A 14,121-nucleotide genomic window follows, 5' to 3' on the forward strand; every position below is an offset into this window, starting at 1 on the left:
TTCCGCTCATCCCGACGCCGCCCTTCCCTCCGAGGCGGACCCCAGCGCCTCGTCCAGGACCTCCGCGAGATGTCGGACCTGGATCCGCATGCCGGTGCGGCGGGCGCCCCATTCCAGTTGGAGCATGCATCCCGGGTTGGCCGTGGCCACCACCGCCGCCCCGGTGGCGGCGATGTCCGCCATCTTACGCGCCAGCAGCCGCTTTGACATGGCGGGGTGGGTGAGGTTGTAGATGCCGGCGCTCCCACAACAACGGGCCGTGTCCGGCAGTTCCCGCACCTCTGCGCCTTCCAGGCGCTGGAGCAACGCCCGCGGCGGACGCCGGACGCCTTGGGCATGGCTCAGATGGCATGGCTCATGATAGGTGATCCGCAACCCCGGCGCAACAGGCCGCAGATCCTCCGGCCAGATGGCCTCCAGCCATTCCGTGAGATCGCGGACGCGGGCGGCGAAGGCCCGGGCGCCCTCGGCCCACACCGGGTCGTCCGCCAGCAAATGGGGGTATTCCTTCAGGAAGCCGCTGCACGCCGCGCAGTCGGCCACGATGGCATCCAGGGGCTCCAGGGCCGCGAAAGCGGCCAGGTTGCGTCGGGCGAAGCGCCGGGCCGTCTCCCGCAAGCCCTGGTCGTCCTGCGGGGCACCGCAACAGACTTGGTCCGGCGGCACCACCACCGCACACCCCAGCCGCTCCAGGAGGCGGACGCTGGCGCGGACCACGTCGCCGTAAACTGCGTTCATCACACAGCCGAGGAAGAAGCCCACTCGGTAGCGGGGGGCCGGCGGAGGCTTTCGGCGGAGCAACTCCCGGCGGACCGGGCGCGCCGGGCGCGGGGCCAGATCGAGGAGATCCCGCAACGGGGGCAGGAACCGGAGGAGGCGTCGGGCGAGGGGGATCCCGCCGATCCTCCAGGCCCAGCGGAGGGGCGCCGCCACCCGCTCGGCCGCCCGGGGGGAGCCCAGGAGGACCTCTAGGGCGAACCGCAGCCACGCCGGCCGCGGGCGCTGGACGGCCGCTGAGGCTCGTCCGGCCAAGATGGCCTCCCCGATGGGCACCCCCGCAGGGCACACCGTCTCACACGCCCGGCAGTCCAGACAGTGGTAAAGGTGGGCCTCCACCGTATCGTCCAGGGGGAGGTGTCCCTCCTCCACCGCCCGCAGCAGGGCCAAGCGCCCCCGGGGGGACTGGACCTCCAGCCAGGTCTCCTGGTAGGTGGGGCAAACGGGGAGACAACGGCCGCAGCGGATACAGCCCAGCAGAACCTCATAGTCCGGCCCCTCCGGGAGCGGAACCCGCTGGCCGGGCGCCGGGGCGAACAGATTCATCGGCTGGATCTCAGCGGTCCATGGGCTCTCGCTTCGCACCGGGATTCCTTTTGTTCGGCTTGGTCGTGGGGCAGGCCTCTGGGGAGCCTCAAAGCCTAGGGGTTGCGCACCGGCTCCTGGCTGAGGTTGAGGACGCTGATGCGAGCGGCCACCTGCTGGGCGATGGCCCGCAACGCCCGACCCGCCGGCCCCTCCGGATCCGCCACCACCACCGGCCGCCCTTCATCCCCTCCTTCCCGCACCCGCGGGTCCAACGGGATCTCTCCCAAAAACGGCACCCCCATCCGCTCCGCCAGCCGCCGACCACCTTCTTTCCCAAAAATCGCCGTCTCCCGCCCGCAATGGGGGCACACGAACCCGCTCATGTTCTCCACCACCCCCAAAACGGGCACCCCCAGCCGCTCAAACATCCGCACCGCCCGCCCCACATCGCTCAGCGAAACCCCCTGCGGCGTCGTCACCACCACCGCCCCCGTCACCGGCACCAACTGCGCCAGCGAAAGGGCTGCATCCCCCGTCCCCGGCGGCAGATCCACCACCAGATAGTCCAACATCCCCCAGTCCACGTCCTCCAGAAACTGCCGCACCGCGGTGTGCAGCATCGGCCCCCGCCAGATCACCGGCTGCTCCGGCGGCAGCAAAAAGCCCAGCGACATCACCCGCACCCCATATGCCACCGCCGGAAGAATCTTGTTGCCCCGCGGTGCCGGCAGCCGGCTCACCCCCAGCATCTCCGGCAGGTTCGGCCCATACACGTCCGCGTCCATCAGCCCCACCACCGCCCCCATCCCCGCCAGCGCCACCGCCAGGTTGGCCGCCACCGTGCTCTTGCCCACACCCCCCTTGCCGCTCCCCACCGCGATCACGTTCTTGATCCCCAACCCCTCCACCGCCCGCAGCCGGGCGTGGGGGGGCACCTGTGCCTCCATCCGCACCTCCACCCGCTCCACCCCCGGCAGCGCCCCTACTGCCGCCCGGATCTCCCCCTCGATCCACTCCGTCAGCGGACAGGCCGGCGTGGTCAACACCACCGTCACCCCTACCCATCCCCCGTCCACCACCACCTCCCGCACCATCCCCAGCGACACCAGATCCCGCCCCAACTCCGGATCCCGCACCCGCCGCAACGCCGCCCACACCTGCTCGGAAGTCACCATCCCTCGCCTCCCGGTTGGGCTCAGGAACGAACCGCCGCCTTCTCGCCCTTCTTGGCCTTCTCCGCCTCCTTCTCCGCCTGCTCCCGGGCCCAATCCGATGGATGGATCTGCGCATGATAGGTGTCGGGCTTGAGCAGGCGAGGCAGATCGAAGAGGAGGGACTCATAGCGCTCGTAAGACGACAACTCGTATTCGTGATCCATCTTGATGGCGTCGAAGGGACAGAACTCCGCACAGAAGCCGCAGGACATGCAGATCGTGGCGTCGATGTAGAAGGCCTCCGGCTCTGGCTTGGGGCGCCCGGTGTTGGGGTCGGTGCCCCGCACGATCCAGATGCACTGGGGCGGGCAGACCTTGGCGCAGATCCCGCAGGCGGTGCACTTGATCTTCTCTTCCTGGGTGTCGTAGACCAGGAAGGGGATATAACGGAAGTTCTCCGGCAGCGGCAGCTTCTCCTTGGGGTATTGGACTGTGAACACCCCGCGGGCCCGCGGCCCCTGCCGCTCCAGGAGATGACGGGGATGGTAGCGGCCGCCCTGGAAGAGATAGCGCACGTCCTCAATATATGAATAGAGGAAGTGCTTGAGGGTCACGCCCAGTCCTTTGAGGATGCCGAGACCGTAGACCATCGGGCTTCGCCTCCTTCCACGAGCTTAGCGGTCCACCTCGCCCAGGACGATGTCGATGCTGCCCAGGATGACCACCACGTCGGCCACCTTGTGGCCCTTGCACATCTCGTTCAAGGCGGTGAGGTTGATAAAGGACGGGGCCCGGATGTGATAGCGATAGGGGTTGGGGCTGCCGTCGCTCACCACATAGAACCCCAGTTCACCCTTGGGGTTCTCCACCCGCCCGTAAGCCTGGCCAGGGGGCACCCGGATCATATATTGCTTCTTCCCGGCCTGGATCTCCCCCTTCGGGATCTGGTCCAGGGCCTGGCGGAGGATGCGCAGGGACTGCCACATCTCATCGATGCGGATAAGGTAACGATCGTAGACGTCACCGTTGTAGCGGACGGCGACGTCGAAGTCGAAGCGATCGTAGATGCTGTAGGGCTCGGCCCGCCGCACGTCGTAGGGGATCCCCGAGGCCCGAAGCACCGGGCCGGCCGTGCTGTAGGCCACCGCCAGGTCCGGGGGCAACACCCCCACCCCCTGGCACCTGGCCTTGATCAGTTCGTTGTGGGTGAGGTAGCGGTCCAGTTCCTCGATGGCCCGCGGCAGACGGTTGTAGACCAGTTCCTTGGCCCGGGCGATCCAGTCGTCCGAGACGTCGTGGGCCACCCCGCCGAAGCGCATGTAGTTGCACATCATGCGGGAGCCCGAGGCCTCCTCGAAGAGGTCCAGGATCAACTCCCGCTCCTCGATGGCGTAGAGGGCGGGGGTGAAGAAGGCTCCCAAGTCGTTGAGGAGGAAGCCGATGGCCCACAGGTGGTTCACGATACGGGTGAACTCCGCCATGATCACCCGCAGGTATTCCGCCCGCTCCGGCGGCCGGATCCCCAGAAGCTTCTCCACGGCGAGGGCGTAGCCTAGGTTGTTGCTCATGGAGCAGATGTAATCCAGGCGGTCGGTGTAGGGCATGTTCTGCAAATACATGTTGCGCTCGCCGATCTTCTCGTGGTTGCGGTGGAGATAACCCATCACCGGCTCCAGGCGGACGATGGTCTCTCCATCCAGGGTGATCACCATCCGGAAGACGCCGTGGGTGCTCGGGTGCTGGGGGCCCATGTTGACCACCAGCCGCTCGGTCCGCAGGCTCTTGGGCTCGACGGGCTCCCCCGTGTCCGCGCGGGCGAACTGCCCCATGCCGATGTAGAGCAACTCGTCGGCGGTGTCCTCGACTTGATCTGGATCCCAGTCCAGAGGATACTGGACGTTGTCATGCCAGAAAGCCCGGTCCTCCGCCCGGATGTGGTGGCCGGAGGGCCAACGGCTGCTGAAGGGCTTGTGCTCCTCCTCAAAGTAGGGCTCCCGCCAGTCTTTGCGGAGGGGATGTCCGTGGAAGCCCTCCCAGAGGAGGATCCGCTTGAGGTTCGGATGCCCAGCGAAGCGAATGCCCATCAGGTCCCAGGCCTCGCGCTCCTGGAAATCGGCGCCGGGCCACACCGAGACCATGGAGGGGATGGTGGCCACGTCCCGGGGGGTGCGGGCCTTGAACACCAGCGGCCCGCCGCCCTCCAGGCGATAGGCGTGGTAGACGACCTCGAAATAGCCCTCCTGGAGATAATCGACCGCCGTCAGGCTGGAGAGATACCGATAGCCCAGTTCGTCCCGGATGAAGCGGGCAGCCTCCACCAGGACTTCGTTGGCGATCACCACCCCCTCGTATTCGGCCGGCTGGACGGCCTCGCCGAACCGTTCCTTCAGAATGGCCAGATCGCCTTTCAGCTCGGCCAAAGGAGCTGCTTTGGCTTTGGTCGGCGCGGACATCGAAGCCTCCTCACCTGGCGGACAGGATGGACGACCCGGACGGCTGTCGATCGAAGGGCTTCAAGAAGCCCCCTCGGAAGGAGCCTCCGCCGCCTTCGCCCGCAGCGCCGCCAGCCGGGCCCGGATCTCCGGCAGCCGGCGCGGGTCGATGAGATCGGGGCCCAGGATAGGCACCGGGACCGCCTCCGACTCGCCCCGCTGATACCAGGGGACGGTGCGGACCGACTGGCGCTCGATCTTCTCATAAAGCTTCAACAGGCCGTGGAGCAGGGCCTCCGGGCGCGGCGGACAGCCCGGCACGTAGACGTCCACAGGGATGAACTTATCGATGCCCGAGACCACGTTGTAGCCCTCCTTGAAGGGCCCTCCGCCGGTGGCACAGGCGCCCATGGAGATCACATATTTGGGCTCGGGCATCTGGTTGTAAAGTCGGACGATCTGCGGGACCATCTTCTTGGTCACCGTGCCGGAGACGATCATGAGGTCGGCCTGGCGGGGGCTGGGGCGCATCAACTCCGAACCGAAGCGGGCGATGTCGAAGCGGCTGGCCGCCGCGCAGATCATCTCGATGGCGCAACAGGCCAGGCCGAACATCATCGGCCACACGGAGCGCTTGCGCCCCCAGTTGTAGATGTAACTCACAAAGCGGTCGATGGTGGTAACGAGGACGTTGTCCCGCAGCTCCAAAGGGACCGGCATGGTGTTGAGGTCGCGCAACTCATCCATGGGCGAGCACCTCCTCGAGCCATTCCCGCTGGATCTCTTCCAACCGCACCGGGTCCTTCAGGCGCGGATCGTCAGCGAAGCCGGGCAGGGCCACCACCCAGCGGTGTAACGTATCCCAATCCACCGCCAGGGGATCCACCTCCGGATGGGCCTGTCGCAGGGCCCGCGCGATGGGATACGCGTCGTCCCAGTAAAAACGCTCCATGTGAGGTTTACCACAAAATCGCTAACCCGGGTTAACAAAAGATGGGGCGCCCGCCCTCATTCCACCTGGACCTGGCCGAAGGCGGTGGTGTCGATCTGGGCCCGCTGGAGGCGGCCGCTGTAGTCCACGTAGACCGCCTTCCACTCGGTGAAGAACTCGATGGCCGTCAGCCCGGCCTCCCGGTGGCCGTTGCCCGTCCCCCGCGTGCCGCCGAAGGGGAACTGGATCTCCGCCCCCGTGGTCCCGTGGTTGATATAGACGATCCCCGTGGTGATGTCCCGGATGGCCTGGAAGGCCTTGTTGACGTCTTGGGTGAACAGGCTGCTGGAGAGGCCATAGTTGACGGCATTGTTGATCCGGATGGCCTCCTCCAGGCTCTCTGCCTCGATGATGGAGAGGACAGGGCCGAAGATCTCCTCCTGGGCGATGCGCATATCCGGCCGCACCTGGTCGAAGATCGTCGGTTCGTAGAAGAAGCCCTTGCCGTTCACCTTGACGGGACGGCCCCCACACAGCAGACGCACGCCCTCGGCCTTGCCGATCTCCACATACCCATGCACCTTCTTCACCGCCGCCTCGTTGATGAGCGGCCCCACGTCCGTGGTCGGTTCCAGGCCGTCCCCCAAGCGGAGCCGGCGGGCCCGCTCCACCAGCATCTCGGCGAACCGCCCCTTGATGGGCTTGTGGAGGATCAGCCGGGAACATGCAGTGCAGCGCTGCCCGGTGGTGCCAAAGGCCGCCCAAAGGGTGGCCTCCAGGGCCAGTTCCAGGTTGGCGTCCTCCATCACGATGATGGCGTTCTTGCCCCCCATCTCCAGGGAGACCCGTTTGAGGTGGCGGGCCGCGCGGGCGTAGAGATCGCGCCCCACCTCCGTGGACCCGGTGAAGGAGATGGCCTTCACCGTGGGGTGCTCCACCAGCGCGTTCCCGACCGTCGGACCCGGGCCGATGACCAGGTTGAGCACGCCGGGCGGCAGCCCCGCCTCTTCAAAGATCTTCACGAAAGCCGCCGCCGTGGCCGGCGTGTCTGTGGCCGGCTTGAAAATCACCGTGTTGCCGGCGACCAGGGCGGGGAAGATCTTCCAGGAGGGGATGGCGATGGGGAAGTTCCAGGGGGTGATACAGGCGACCACGCCGATGGGATCCCGAATGGCCATGCCGAACTTGTTCGGCATCTCCACCGGGGCGGTGTAGCCCAACAGCCGTCGCCCCTCCCCGCCGATGTAGAAGGCCATGTCGATGGCCTCCTGCACATCGCCCCGGGCCTCCGGGAGCACCTTGCCCATCTCCCGGGTGAGCAGACGGGCCAGTTCCTCCTTGCGCTCCACCAGCAACTGGCCGACGCGATAGAGGATCTCCGCCCGTTTGGGGGCTGGAACCTTCCGCCACTTCTCAAAAGCGGCGGCCGCCGCCTCCACCGCCGCCGCCACATCCCGCTCGTCGGACTTCACCACCTCTGCCACCGGCTCCTCGGTGGCCGGGTTGAGGTCCACATACCGCTCCCCCGATTGCGCCTCCACCCAACGCCCGTTGATATAATTCTGGACGAGCATGGGCTCCCCCTGGGAAGCAGGATCACAAAGGAATTATAGGCCTAGGAAAGAGGGGGTGTCAATTTCCTTGCGGATGGACCCCTGATTATCATGGGCTGTGAAGACCACCACGAGGTTGTGGCCATGTTCACGCACATCCGAGTGCCCGAGGACGGCCAGAAGATCGAACTGCGGAACGGCCGCCTGGTGGTCCCGGACCACCCCATCATCGGCTATATCGTGGGGGACGGGATCGGGCGGGACATCATGCCCGCGGCGATGAGGGTTTGGAACGCCGCTGTACAGAAGATATACGGTGGCCAGCGGAAGGTGGCCTGGGTCCGGCTCTACGCGGGGGAGGACGCCGAGGAACTTTATGGGGAGCGCCTGCCGGAGGAGACCTTGCAGGCCATCCGGGAGTTCGTGGTGGCCATCAAGGGCCCCCTCACCACCCCGGTCGGCTATGGCTGGCGCAGCATCAACGTCCAGTTGCGCCAGAAACTGGACCTCTACGCCTGCGTGCGGCCGGTGAAGTGGTATCCCGGGGTTCCCTCCCCCCTCAAGGAGCCCCAGAAGGTGAACATGGTGGTGTTCCGCGAGAACACCGAGGACGTCTACGCCGGGATCGAGTGGGAGGCCGGGTCGCCGGAGGCGAAACGGGTGGCCGCCTATCTGAAGCGGACCTTTCGGATCACGCTGCCGCCCAACGCGGGCATCGGCCTGAAGCCCATCAGCGAGGGGGCCACTAAGCGGTTGGTGCGCAAGGCCATCCGCTACGCCCTGGAGAACGGCCGGCGCAGCGTGACCCTGGTGGGCAAGGGGAACATCATGAAATACACGGAGGGGGCCTTCGTCCGTTGGGGCTATGAGGTCGCCCGCGAGGAGTTCGGGGACGTGACCATCACCGAAGCCGAGGTGGCGGAGGGAAAGCCGGCGGAGGGCAAGATCATCATCAAGGATCGCATCGCCGACGCCATGTTCCAACAGGTCCTTCTGCGGCCAGACGAATACGACGTGATCGCCACGTCCAACCTGAACGGGGATTATCTCTCCGAGGCCCTGGCGGCGATGGTGGGCGGGGTGGGGATCGCCCCCGGGGCCAACATCGGCGACGGCCTGGCGGTCTTCGAGGCCACCCACGGCTCCGCCCCCAAATACGCCGGCCTGGATAAGGTGAACCCCAGCTCCTTGCTCCTCTCCGGCGTCATGATGTTCCGCTACATCGGCTGGAACGAGGTCGCCGACGCCATCGAGGCCGCCTTCACCCGCACCATCCAGCAGAAGATCGTCACCTACGATTTCGCCCGGCTGATGGAGGGCGCCCGCGAGGTCCGCACCAGCGAGTTCGCCGAGGCCATCGTGGCCAACCTGTGAGGTCGGAAGGGGTGGAGGAGGGGATCTTGCCCTCCCCCACCCCAAAGGCGATGCGGCCGGATGGTCCGCGTCCCCACCGGAGGATGGAGGTCCGGGATGGCGCTCGAGCATAGGGACGGCCAGGTGGTGGCGTTGTTCCGCTGCCCGGGCCACCGGGAGCCCATGGAGCCCCTCCCGCTGGTCTATGCGGAGACCGACCGGGGGTTCCCCGGGGATTCCCATGCCCGTCCCGGATCCTCCCGTCAGATCCTGCTGATGGACGTCGAGACCCTCGAGTCGTTGGGGCTCTCCCCCGGTGCGGTGCGGGAGAACATCACCCTCCAGGGGATCCCGCTGACCGACCTCCGGCCGGGCGATCGCCTGCAGGTGGGCGAGGCCGTCCTCGAGATCACCCGGCCGTGCACCCCCTGTGGGCGGATGGATGAGATCCGCCCCGGCCTCCAGGAGGCGTTGCGGGGTCGGCGGGGGATGCTGGCCCGTGTCCTCCAGGGTGGCTGGATCCGCCGCGGCGACCCGGTCCGTCGGCGTTGACCGGCCCGTCTTGCCCTCCGAAATCGATTCCCCCACGCGTTGTGTGTTTCACAAACTTGTGCTACAAAAGGGCCAGACTTTCGATGCGGGGGTGCGCGCGATGGGTGCGGTCCGCAAGGTGTCGGAAATCGTGATTGGACGCCTTCCGATCTACTTGCGGGCGCTGCAGGTGATGGCGGCGGAGGGGCGCGAGGTCACCTCCTCCCAGGAGCTGGGGGAGCGCCTGGGGATCAGCTCGGCCCAGATCCGCAAGGATCTCTCTTACTTCGGCAACTTTGGGAAGCAGGGGACCGGTTATCGGATCCCAGACCTGATCGCGCATCTCAAGCGCATCCTGAAGGTGGACCGGACGTGGGACATGATCCTGGTGGGGGCTGGGAACCTGGGGCACGCCCTGGCCCAGTATCAGGGGTTCGTCCCGCGGGGCTTCCGTCTGGTTGCCATCTTCGACAACGATCCGGAGAAGATCGGACGGCCGGTGGGCCCCCACATCGTCCGGGACGTGCAGGAGCTCCCCGAGTTCGTGGCCGCCCATCGGATCCAGATCGCTATGATCGCGGTGCCTGCCTCCGCCGCCCAGGAGGTCGCCGATCTCTGCGTCCAAGCCGGGATCCGCGCCCTCCTCAACTACGCGCCGATCCACCTGCGGGTCCCGCCAGGCGTGTGGGTCCAATACATCGATCCGGTGATCCACCTGCAACAGATGACTTATTATCTGGAGGACGCCGGCGGGCCGGCGGAAGGCGCGGCTGCCGGCTGAGGGCATCCCCTACCGCGCGCTCGGGCGGTAGAACCCATTCGAACGGCGAGGGGCTTCTCCTCAGAGCGAGGACCAGATCGTTGTGAGGGTGCGCCGGAACAGGTGGATGTTTTCGAGGGCCTTCCCCGCCCCGATGGCCACACAAGCCATCGGGGCGTCGGCCACGTAAGCGGGGACGCCGGTCTGGCGGGTGAGCAGCTCGTCGATGCGCCGCAGCATCGCCCCTCCACCGACCAGGGCCATGCCGCGATCGATGATGTCCGAGGCCAGCTCAGGGGGCGTGCGCTCCAGGACCGCCCGCACCACCCCGATGATCGCTTGCAACGGCTCCTGGATGGCCTCCAGGACCTCATCGGAGCTCAAAGAGATGGTGCGCGGCAGCCCGCTCACCAGGTCCCTCCCCTGCACCTCCATGGCCAGCGGTGGGTCGATAGGAAGGGCTGTCCCGATTTGGATCTTCACCTGCTCCGCCGTCGGCTCCCCGATGGCCAGGTTGTATTTCCGCCGCACGTAGCCGATGATGGCCTCGTCCATGCGGATCCCGCCCACCCGCACCGAGTGGGCGGTCACGATCCCCAGCATGGAGATCACCGCCGCCTCGGTGGTCCCGCCCCCCAGGTCGACGACCATGTTCCCCGTGGGGGTATCCACGGGGAGGCCGGCGCCCAGGGCAGCCGCCAACGGCTCCGGGATCAGGTAGACGTGGCTGGGGTGGGCGCCGGCGGCCACGGCGGCCTCGTGCACCGCCCGGCTCTCCACGCTGGTCACCCCGTAGGGCACGGAGATCATCACATGGGGTCGGAAGAGGCGGATGGGACCGCAGACCTTGGCGATGAAGTAGCGCAGCATCCGCTCGGTGACATAATAATCGGCGATCACCCCGTCCCGCAGCGGGCGGATCACCTCGATGATCTCCGGCGTGCGGCCATACATCGCCCGCGCCTCTTCGCCGACCGCCAGGATCTCGTCCCCATCCACTGGCATGGCCACGACGGAGGGCTCCTGGAGGACAACCCCCCGGCCGACCTCATAGACCAGCACGTTGGCCGTGCCCAAATCGATGCCCAGCCGCTTGACCCACATGGCCCTCAACCCGCATGACCTTCTCGGCGGATGCGGCGGCGGCGGGCGACCTCCAAGCGGACCCGGGAGCGACGCAGGGCGGCCAGGGCGGCATTCAGGTCGACGCCCGCTGGCTGCTCCTTGAGGATCTGCTCCGCCCGCTGGCGGGCCTCCTCTGCCCGGGCCACGTCGATCTCTTCGGCCCGCTCTGCCACATCGGCCAAGACGATCACCTTCTCCGGGGTCACCTCCATGAACCCCCCGTGGATGGCGAACCACAACTCCTCGCTTCCTCGCCGGGCCAGCAGAGGGCCGATGCCCAGGGCCGTGAGCAGGGGCGCGTGCCCGGGCAGGATCCCCAGTTCCCCCTCCGCCCCGGGGGCCACCACCATGTCCACATCGCCGCTGAACAACGCCCGCTCCTGGGTGACGATCTCTAAACGCAACGGGCTCATCCGCCGATCCCCTCCGGCAAGGAGATGACGAAGGGCGCGCCGGCCCCGCTCACCGCAGCTCCCCGCGCCGCATCCGCTCCGCCTTCTCCACCGCCTCATCGATGGTGCCGACCATGTAAAAGGCGGCCTCGGGCAGGTCGTCGTGCTTCCCCTCCAGGATCTCTTTGAAGCCGCGCACCGTCTCCTTCAGGGGAACATAGCGACCCGGCAGCCCGGTGAATTGCTCGGCGACGAACATGGGCTGGCTGAAGAAGCGCTCGATCTTTCGGGCGCGGGCGACGATGAGTTTGTCCTCCTCCGAGAGCTCATCGATGCCCAGGATGGCGATGATGTCCTGGAGGTCCTTATAGCGCTGGAGCACCCGCTGCACCTCCCGGGCCACTGTGTAATGCTCCTCGCCCACAATGCGGGGGTCCAGGATGCGGCTGGTGGAGGCCAGGGGGTCCACCGCGGGGTAGATCCCCTTCTCGGCGATGCTCCGCTCCAGGGCGATGGTCGCGTCCAGGTGGGCGAAGGTGGCCACCGGCGCCGGGTCCGAGTAGTCGTCGGCGGGGACGTAGACGGCCTGCATGGAGGTGATGGCCCCGCGCCGGGTGGAGGTGATCCGCTCCTGAAGCTGACCCATCTCGAAGGCCAAGGTGGGTTGATAGCCGACCGCCGAGGGCATGCGCCCCAACAGGGCCGAGACCTCAGAACCGGACATCACGAAGCGGAAGATGTTGTCGATGAAGAGCAACACATCGCGGCCCTGATCTCGGAAATACTCTGCCATAGTGAGGGCGGTGAGGCCAACCCGCAGGCGGACCCCCGGGGGCTCGTTCATCTGGCCGAAGACCATCACTGTCTTATCCATCACCCCGGCCTCGATCATCTCACGATACAACTGCGTCCCCTCGCGGGTCCGCTCGCCCACCCCGGCGAAGACCGAGATCCCCTTGTGGACCGTGGCGATGTTGCGGATCAGTTCCATGATGATCACCGTCTTGCCCACCCCGGCCCCGCCGAAGACGGCCACCTTCCCCCCGCGCATAAAGGGGGCGATCAGGTCGATCACCTTGAGCCCGGTCTCGAAGATCTCCACCTGGGTGGACTGTTCCTCCAAGGCGGGCGGGGGCTGATGGATGGGGCGGTACTCCTGGGCGCGGACAGGGCCTTTCTCGTCGATGGGCTCGCCCAGGACGTTAAAGACGCGCCCCAGGGCGACCTCGCCCACCGGGACGGTGATGGGGGCGCCGGTGTCGTAGGCGACCATCCCCCGGCGCAGGCCATCCGTGGTGTCCATGGCGATGCACCGCACCACCCCGCCGCTGAGGTGCTGTTGCACCTCGAGCACCAGACGATGCCCATCGCGCGGGATCTCAATGGCGTTGTAGATATCCGGCAACTCCTCCGGTGGGAACTCCACATCCACCACGTTCCCCAGGATCTGCACGATCCGACCGACCGACCCCTTGGCCATCCTCACTCACCTCCCCGACGAAAGGATATGGTCTGCGACCTCTGGCGTGCGCCCGTGGTTGCTCCGCACATCCGCGCCGCTCACCGGCCCGGCGCCCCCTGGACCCGGGCCCGGATCTGGGCGCGGGCGGCCTGGCGCATGGCCTCGGCGCCGCCGGCGATGTCCAGCATCTCGCTGGTGATGGACTGCTGGCGCGCCTTGTTGTAGTTCAGGGTCAGGGTGTAGATCAGGTTTTCTGCGTTTTCCGTGGCGTTGCGCATGGCCACCATGCGGGCGGAGTGCTCGCTGGCCAGGCTCTCCAGCACAGCCTGGTAGACCTGGAGCTCCACAAAGCGCGGCAAGATCACCTCCAGCAACTGGGCAGGATCCGGCTCGTAGAGGAAGGTCTTGTTGGCCACCGCCCTTGTGTCGATGCGCTCGACGGCCTCGGGGACCGCCGGCTCGGGCCCGCCGGTCAGGCGGAGGGGGAGCAGCCGGCGCACCCGCGGGCGCTGCACCATCGTGTTGATGAAATCCGTGTAGGCCACGTAGACCTCGTCGAAGTTCCCGCGGAGGAACTCCTCCATAGCCACCCGGGCGATCGGCCGCACGTCCGCGAAGCGGGGCCAGCGCGGCATGGGGGAGAAGTCTGCCACCAGGGGACCCCGCACCCGCGCCACCGCGTCCCGCCCCTTGCGGCCCACCGTCAGGAAGGAGACCGGCGCTCGGCTCACCGCTGCGAAGCGGAAAGCCAGGCGGATGATGTTGTCGTTATAAGCCCCGCACAGCCCACGATCCGCCGTGATCAGCACGAGCAAGGCGCGCCGGACCGGGCGGACCTCCAAGAGGGGGTGGAGCAACGCCCCGGCCTCGGCCTGGTGGGCTAGATGGACCAGGACCTCCCAGGCCTTCTGGGAATAAGGACGGGAGGCCAGGGTCATCTCCTGGGCCCGCCGCATCTTGGAGGCGGAGACCGCCTCCATGGCCCGGGTGATCTGGGCGATGCTGCGAACCGTTCGAAGGCGGCGCCTCAACTCCCGCAGGGTCGGCACACACACCTCCTCATCGGCTCAGGATGCTGCCCCCCCGCGCCCGAGAGGATCTGGCCCCAGCTTCAACCTCACGG

General features: G+C 67.2%; 14 protein-coding genes and 1 pseudogene. 3 read left to right on the top strand and 12 right to left on the bottom strand.

The genetic code is table 11. The annotated features are described in order from the left end of the window. Positions 1 to 6: 6 nt before the first annotated feature. The 8 genes and pseudogenes from C4313_RS01295 to C4313_RS01330 all read right to left on the bottom strand — a co-directional run bounded on the left by C4313_RS01295 (position 7) and on the right by C4313_RS01330 (position 7,396). Positions 7 to 1,323 (bottom strand): (Fe-S)-binding protein, encoded by a 1,317-nt coding sequence (locus C4313_RS01295; RefSeq protein WP_352428071.1) that lies wholly within the window; start codon positions 1,321 to 1,323, stop codon positions 7 to 9. Between the two features lie 95 nt (positions 1,324 to 1,418). Then, complete coding sequence (locus C4313_RS01300) at positions 1,419 to 2,480, bottom strand: Mrp/NBP35 family ATP-binding protein (protein WP_352428072.1); 1,062 nt, start codon at positions 2,478 to 2,480, stop codon at positions 1,419 to 1,421. A 20-nt stretch (positions 2,481 to 2,500) separates the two neighbouring features. Next, positions 2,501 to 3,109, bottom strand: a complete 609-nt coding sequence (locus C4313_RS01305) for a 4Fe-4S binding protein (protein ID WP_352428073.1) — start codon at positions 3,107 to 3,109, stop codon at positions 2,501 to 2,503. Positions 3,110 to 3,133: 24 nt separating this feature from the next. Continuing rightward, a complete protein-coding gene (locus C4313_RS01310; protein ID WP_352428112.1) occupies positions 3,134 to 4,288 on the bottom strand; it encodes an NADH-quinone oxidoreductase subunit D in 1,155 nt (384 codons plus the stop codon). 177 nt (positions 4,289 to 4,465) lie between these two features. Next, positions 4,466 to 4,912 (bottom strand): annotated as a pseudogene (locus C4313_RS01315) (NADH-quinone oxidoreductase subunit C); the annotation flags it as partial. A 60-nt stretch (positions 4,913 to 4,972) separates the two neighbouring features. Continuing rightward, positions 4,973 to 5,638 carry an NADH-quinone oxidoreductase subunit B gene (locus C4313_RS01320; protein WP_503012435.1) on the bottom strand — a complete coding sequence of 222 codons (666 nt, stop codon included), beginning with the start codon at positions 5,636 to 5,638 and terminating at the stop codon, positions 4,973 to 4,975. Next, positions 5,631 to 5,843 (bottom strand): Fe-S cluster assembly protein IscX, encoded by a 213-nt coding sequence (gene iscX / locus C4313_RS01325; RefSeq protein ID WP_352428074.1) that lies wholly within the window; start codon positions 5,841 to 5,843, stop codon positions 5,631 to 5,633. Before iscX ends, C4313_RS01320 begins: the two co-directional genes overlap by 8 nt. A gap of 56 nt (positions 5,844 to 5,899) precedes the next feature. Beyond that, complete coding sequence (locus tag C4313_RS01330) at positions 5,900 to 7,396, bottom strand: aldehyde dehydrogenase family protein (RefSeq protein ID WP_352428075.1); 1,497 nt, start codon at positions 7,394 to 7,396, stop codon at positions 5,900 to 5,902. A gap of 123 nt (positions 7,397 to 7,519) precedes the next feature. On the opposite strand from C4313_RS01330, the gene icd reads away from it, so the two are divergent. From icd to C4313_RS01345, 3 genes are all read left to right on the top strand, one after another. Further along, positions 7,520 to 8,749 carry an isocitrate dehydrogenase (NADP(+)) gene (icd, locus tag C4313_RS01335; protein WP_352428076.1) on the top strand — a complete coding sequence of 410 codons (1,230 nt, stop codon included), beginning with the start codon at positions 7,520 to 7,522 and terminating at the stop codon, positions 8,747 to 8,749. A gap of 96 nt (positions 8,750 to 8,845) precedes the next feature. Next, on the top strand, positions 8,846 to 9,280 hold the full coding sequence (locus tag C4313_RS01340) for an MOSC domain-containing protein (RefSeq protein ID WP_352428077.1): 435 nt from the start codon (positions 8,846 to 8,848) through the stop codon (positions 9,278 to 9,280). A gap of 100 nt (positions 9,281 to 9,380) precedes the next feature. Next, positions 9,381 to 10,040, top strand: coding sequence for a redox-sensing transcriptional repressor Rex (locus C4313_RS01345; RefSeq protein WP_352428078.1), 660 nt, complete (start codon positions 9,381 to 9,383; stop codon positions 10,038 to 10,040). Positions 10,041 to 10,100: 60 nt separating this feature from the next. On the opposite strand, the gene C4313_RS01350 is transcribed toward C4313_RS01345, so the two are convergent. The 4 genes from C4313_RS01350 to atpG form a co-directional block, all read right to left on the bottom strand. Further along, positions 10,101 to 11,123 (bottom strand): rod shape-determining protein, encoded by a 1,023-nt coding sequence (locus tag C4313_RS01350; protein WP_352428079.1) that lies wholly within the window; start codon positions 11,121 to 11,123, stop codon positions 10,101 to 10,103. A 5-nt stretch (positions 11,124 to 11,128) separates the two neighbouring features. Then, complete coding sequence (locus C4313_RS01355; protein ID WP_352428080.1) at positions 11,129 to 11,557, bottom strand: F0F1 ATP synthase subunit epsilon; 429 nt, start codon at positions 11,555 to 11,557, stop codon at positions 11,129 to 11,131. A 49-nt stretch (positions 11,558 to 11,606) separates the two neighbouring features. Next, on the bottom strand, positions 11,607 to 13,016 hold the full coding sequence (gene atpD, locus C4313_RS01360; protein WP_352428081.1) for a F0F1 ATP synthase subunit beta: 1,410 nt from the start codon (positions 13,014 to 13,016) through the stop codon (positions 11,607 to 11,609). 80 nt (positions 13,017 to 13,096) lie between these two features. Then, positions 13,097 to 14,047 (bottom strand): ATP synthase F1 subunit gamma, encoded by a 951-nt coding sequence (gene atpG / locus C4313_RS01365; protein ID WP_352428082.1) that lies wholly within the window; start codon positions 14,045 to 14,047, stop codon positions 13,097 to 13,099. Positions 14,048 to 14,121: the final 74 nt, after the last annotated feature.

The organism is Thermoflexus sp. (assembly GCF_040289485.1).
In the GTDB taxonomy this organism is placed as follows: Bacteria; Chloroflexota; Anaerolineae; order Thermoflexales; family Thermoflexaceae; genus Thermoflexus.

Excerpts from the sequence above, each read along its gene's own strand:
- icd (WP_352428076.1), top strand. The coding sequence starts at position 7,520 with ATGTTCACGCACATCCGAGTGCCCGAGGACGGCCAGAAGATCGAACTG.
- C4313_RS01340 (WP_352428077.1), top strand. The coding sequence starts at position 8,846 with ATGGCGCTCGAGCATAGGGACGGCCAGGTGGTGGCGTTGTTCCGCTGC.
- C4313_RS01295 (WP_352428071.1), bottom strand. The coding sequence starts at position 1,323 with ATGAATCTGTTCGCCCCGGCGCCCGGCCAGCGGGTTCCGCTCCCGGAG.
- C4313_RS01320 (WP_503012435.1), bottom strand. The coding sequence starts at position 5,638 with ATGGATGAGTTGCGCGACCTCAACACCATGCCGGTCCCTTTGGAGCTG.
- C4313_RS01350 (WP_352428079.1), bottom strand. The coding sequence starts at position 11,123 with ATGTGGGTCAAGCGGCTGGGCATCGATTTGGGCACGGCCAACGTGCTG.
- C4313_RS01345 (WP_352428078.1), top strand. The coding sequence starts at position 9,381 with ATGGGTGCGGTCCGCAAGGTGTCGGAAATCGTGATTGGACGCCTTCCG.
- C4313_RS01305 (WP_352428073.1), bottom strand. The coding sequence starts at position 3,109 with ATGGTCTACGGTCTCGGCATCCTCAAAGGACTGGGCGTGACCCTCAAG.
- iscX (WP_352428074.1), bottom strand. The coding sequence starts at position 5,843 with ATGGAGCGTTTTTACTGGGACGACGCGTATCCCATCGCGCGGGCCCTG.
- C4313_RS01355 (WP_352428080.1), bottom strand. The coding sequence starts at position 11,557 with ATGAGCCCGTTGCGTTTAGAGATCGTCACCCAGGAGCGGGCGTTGTTC.
- C4313_RS01310 (WP_352428112.1), bottom strand. The coding sequence starts at position 4,288 with ATGGGGCAGTTCGCCCGCGCGGACACGGGGGAGCCCGTCGAGCCCAAG.
- atpD (WP_352428081.1), bottom strand. The coding sequence starts at position 13,016 with ATGGCCAAGGGGTCGGTCGGTCGGATCGTGCAGATCCTGGGGAACGTG.
- C4313_RS01330 (WP_352428075.1), bottom strand. The coding sequence starts at position 7,396 with ATGCTCGTCCAGAATTATATCAACGGGCGTTGGGTGGAGGCGCAATCG.
- C4313_RS01300 (WP_352428072.1), bottom strand. The coding sequence starts at position 2,480 with ATGGTGACTTCCGAGCAGGTGTGGGCGGCGTTGCGGCGGGTGCGGGAT.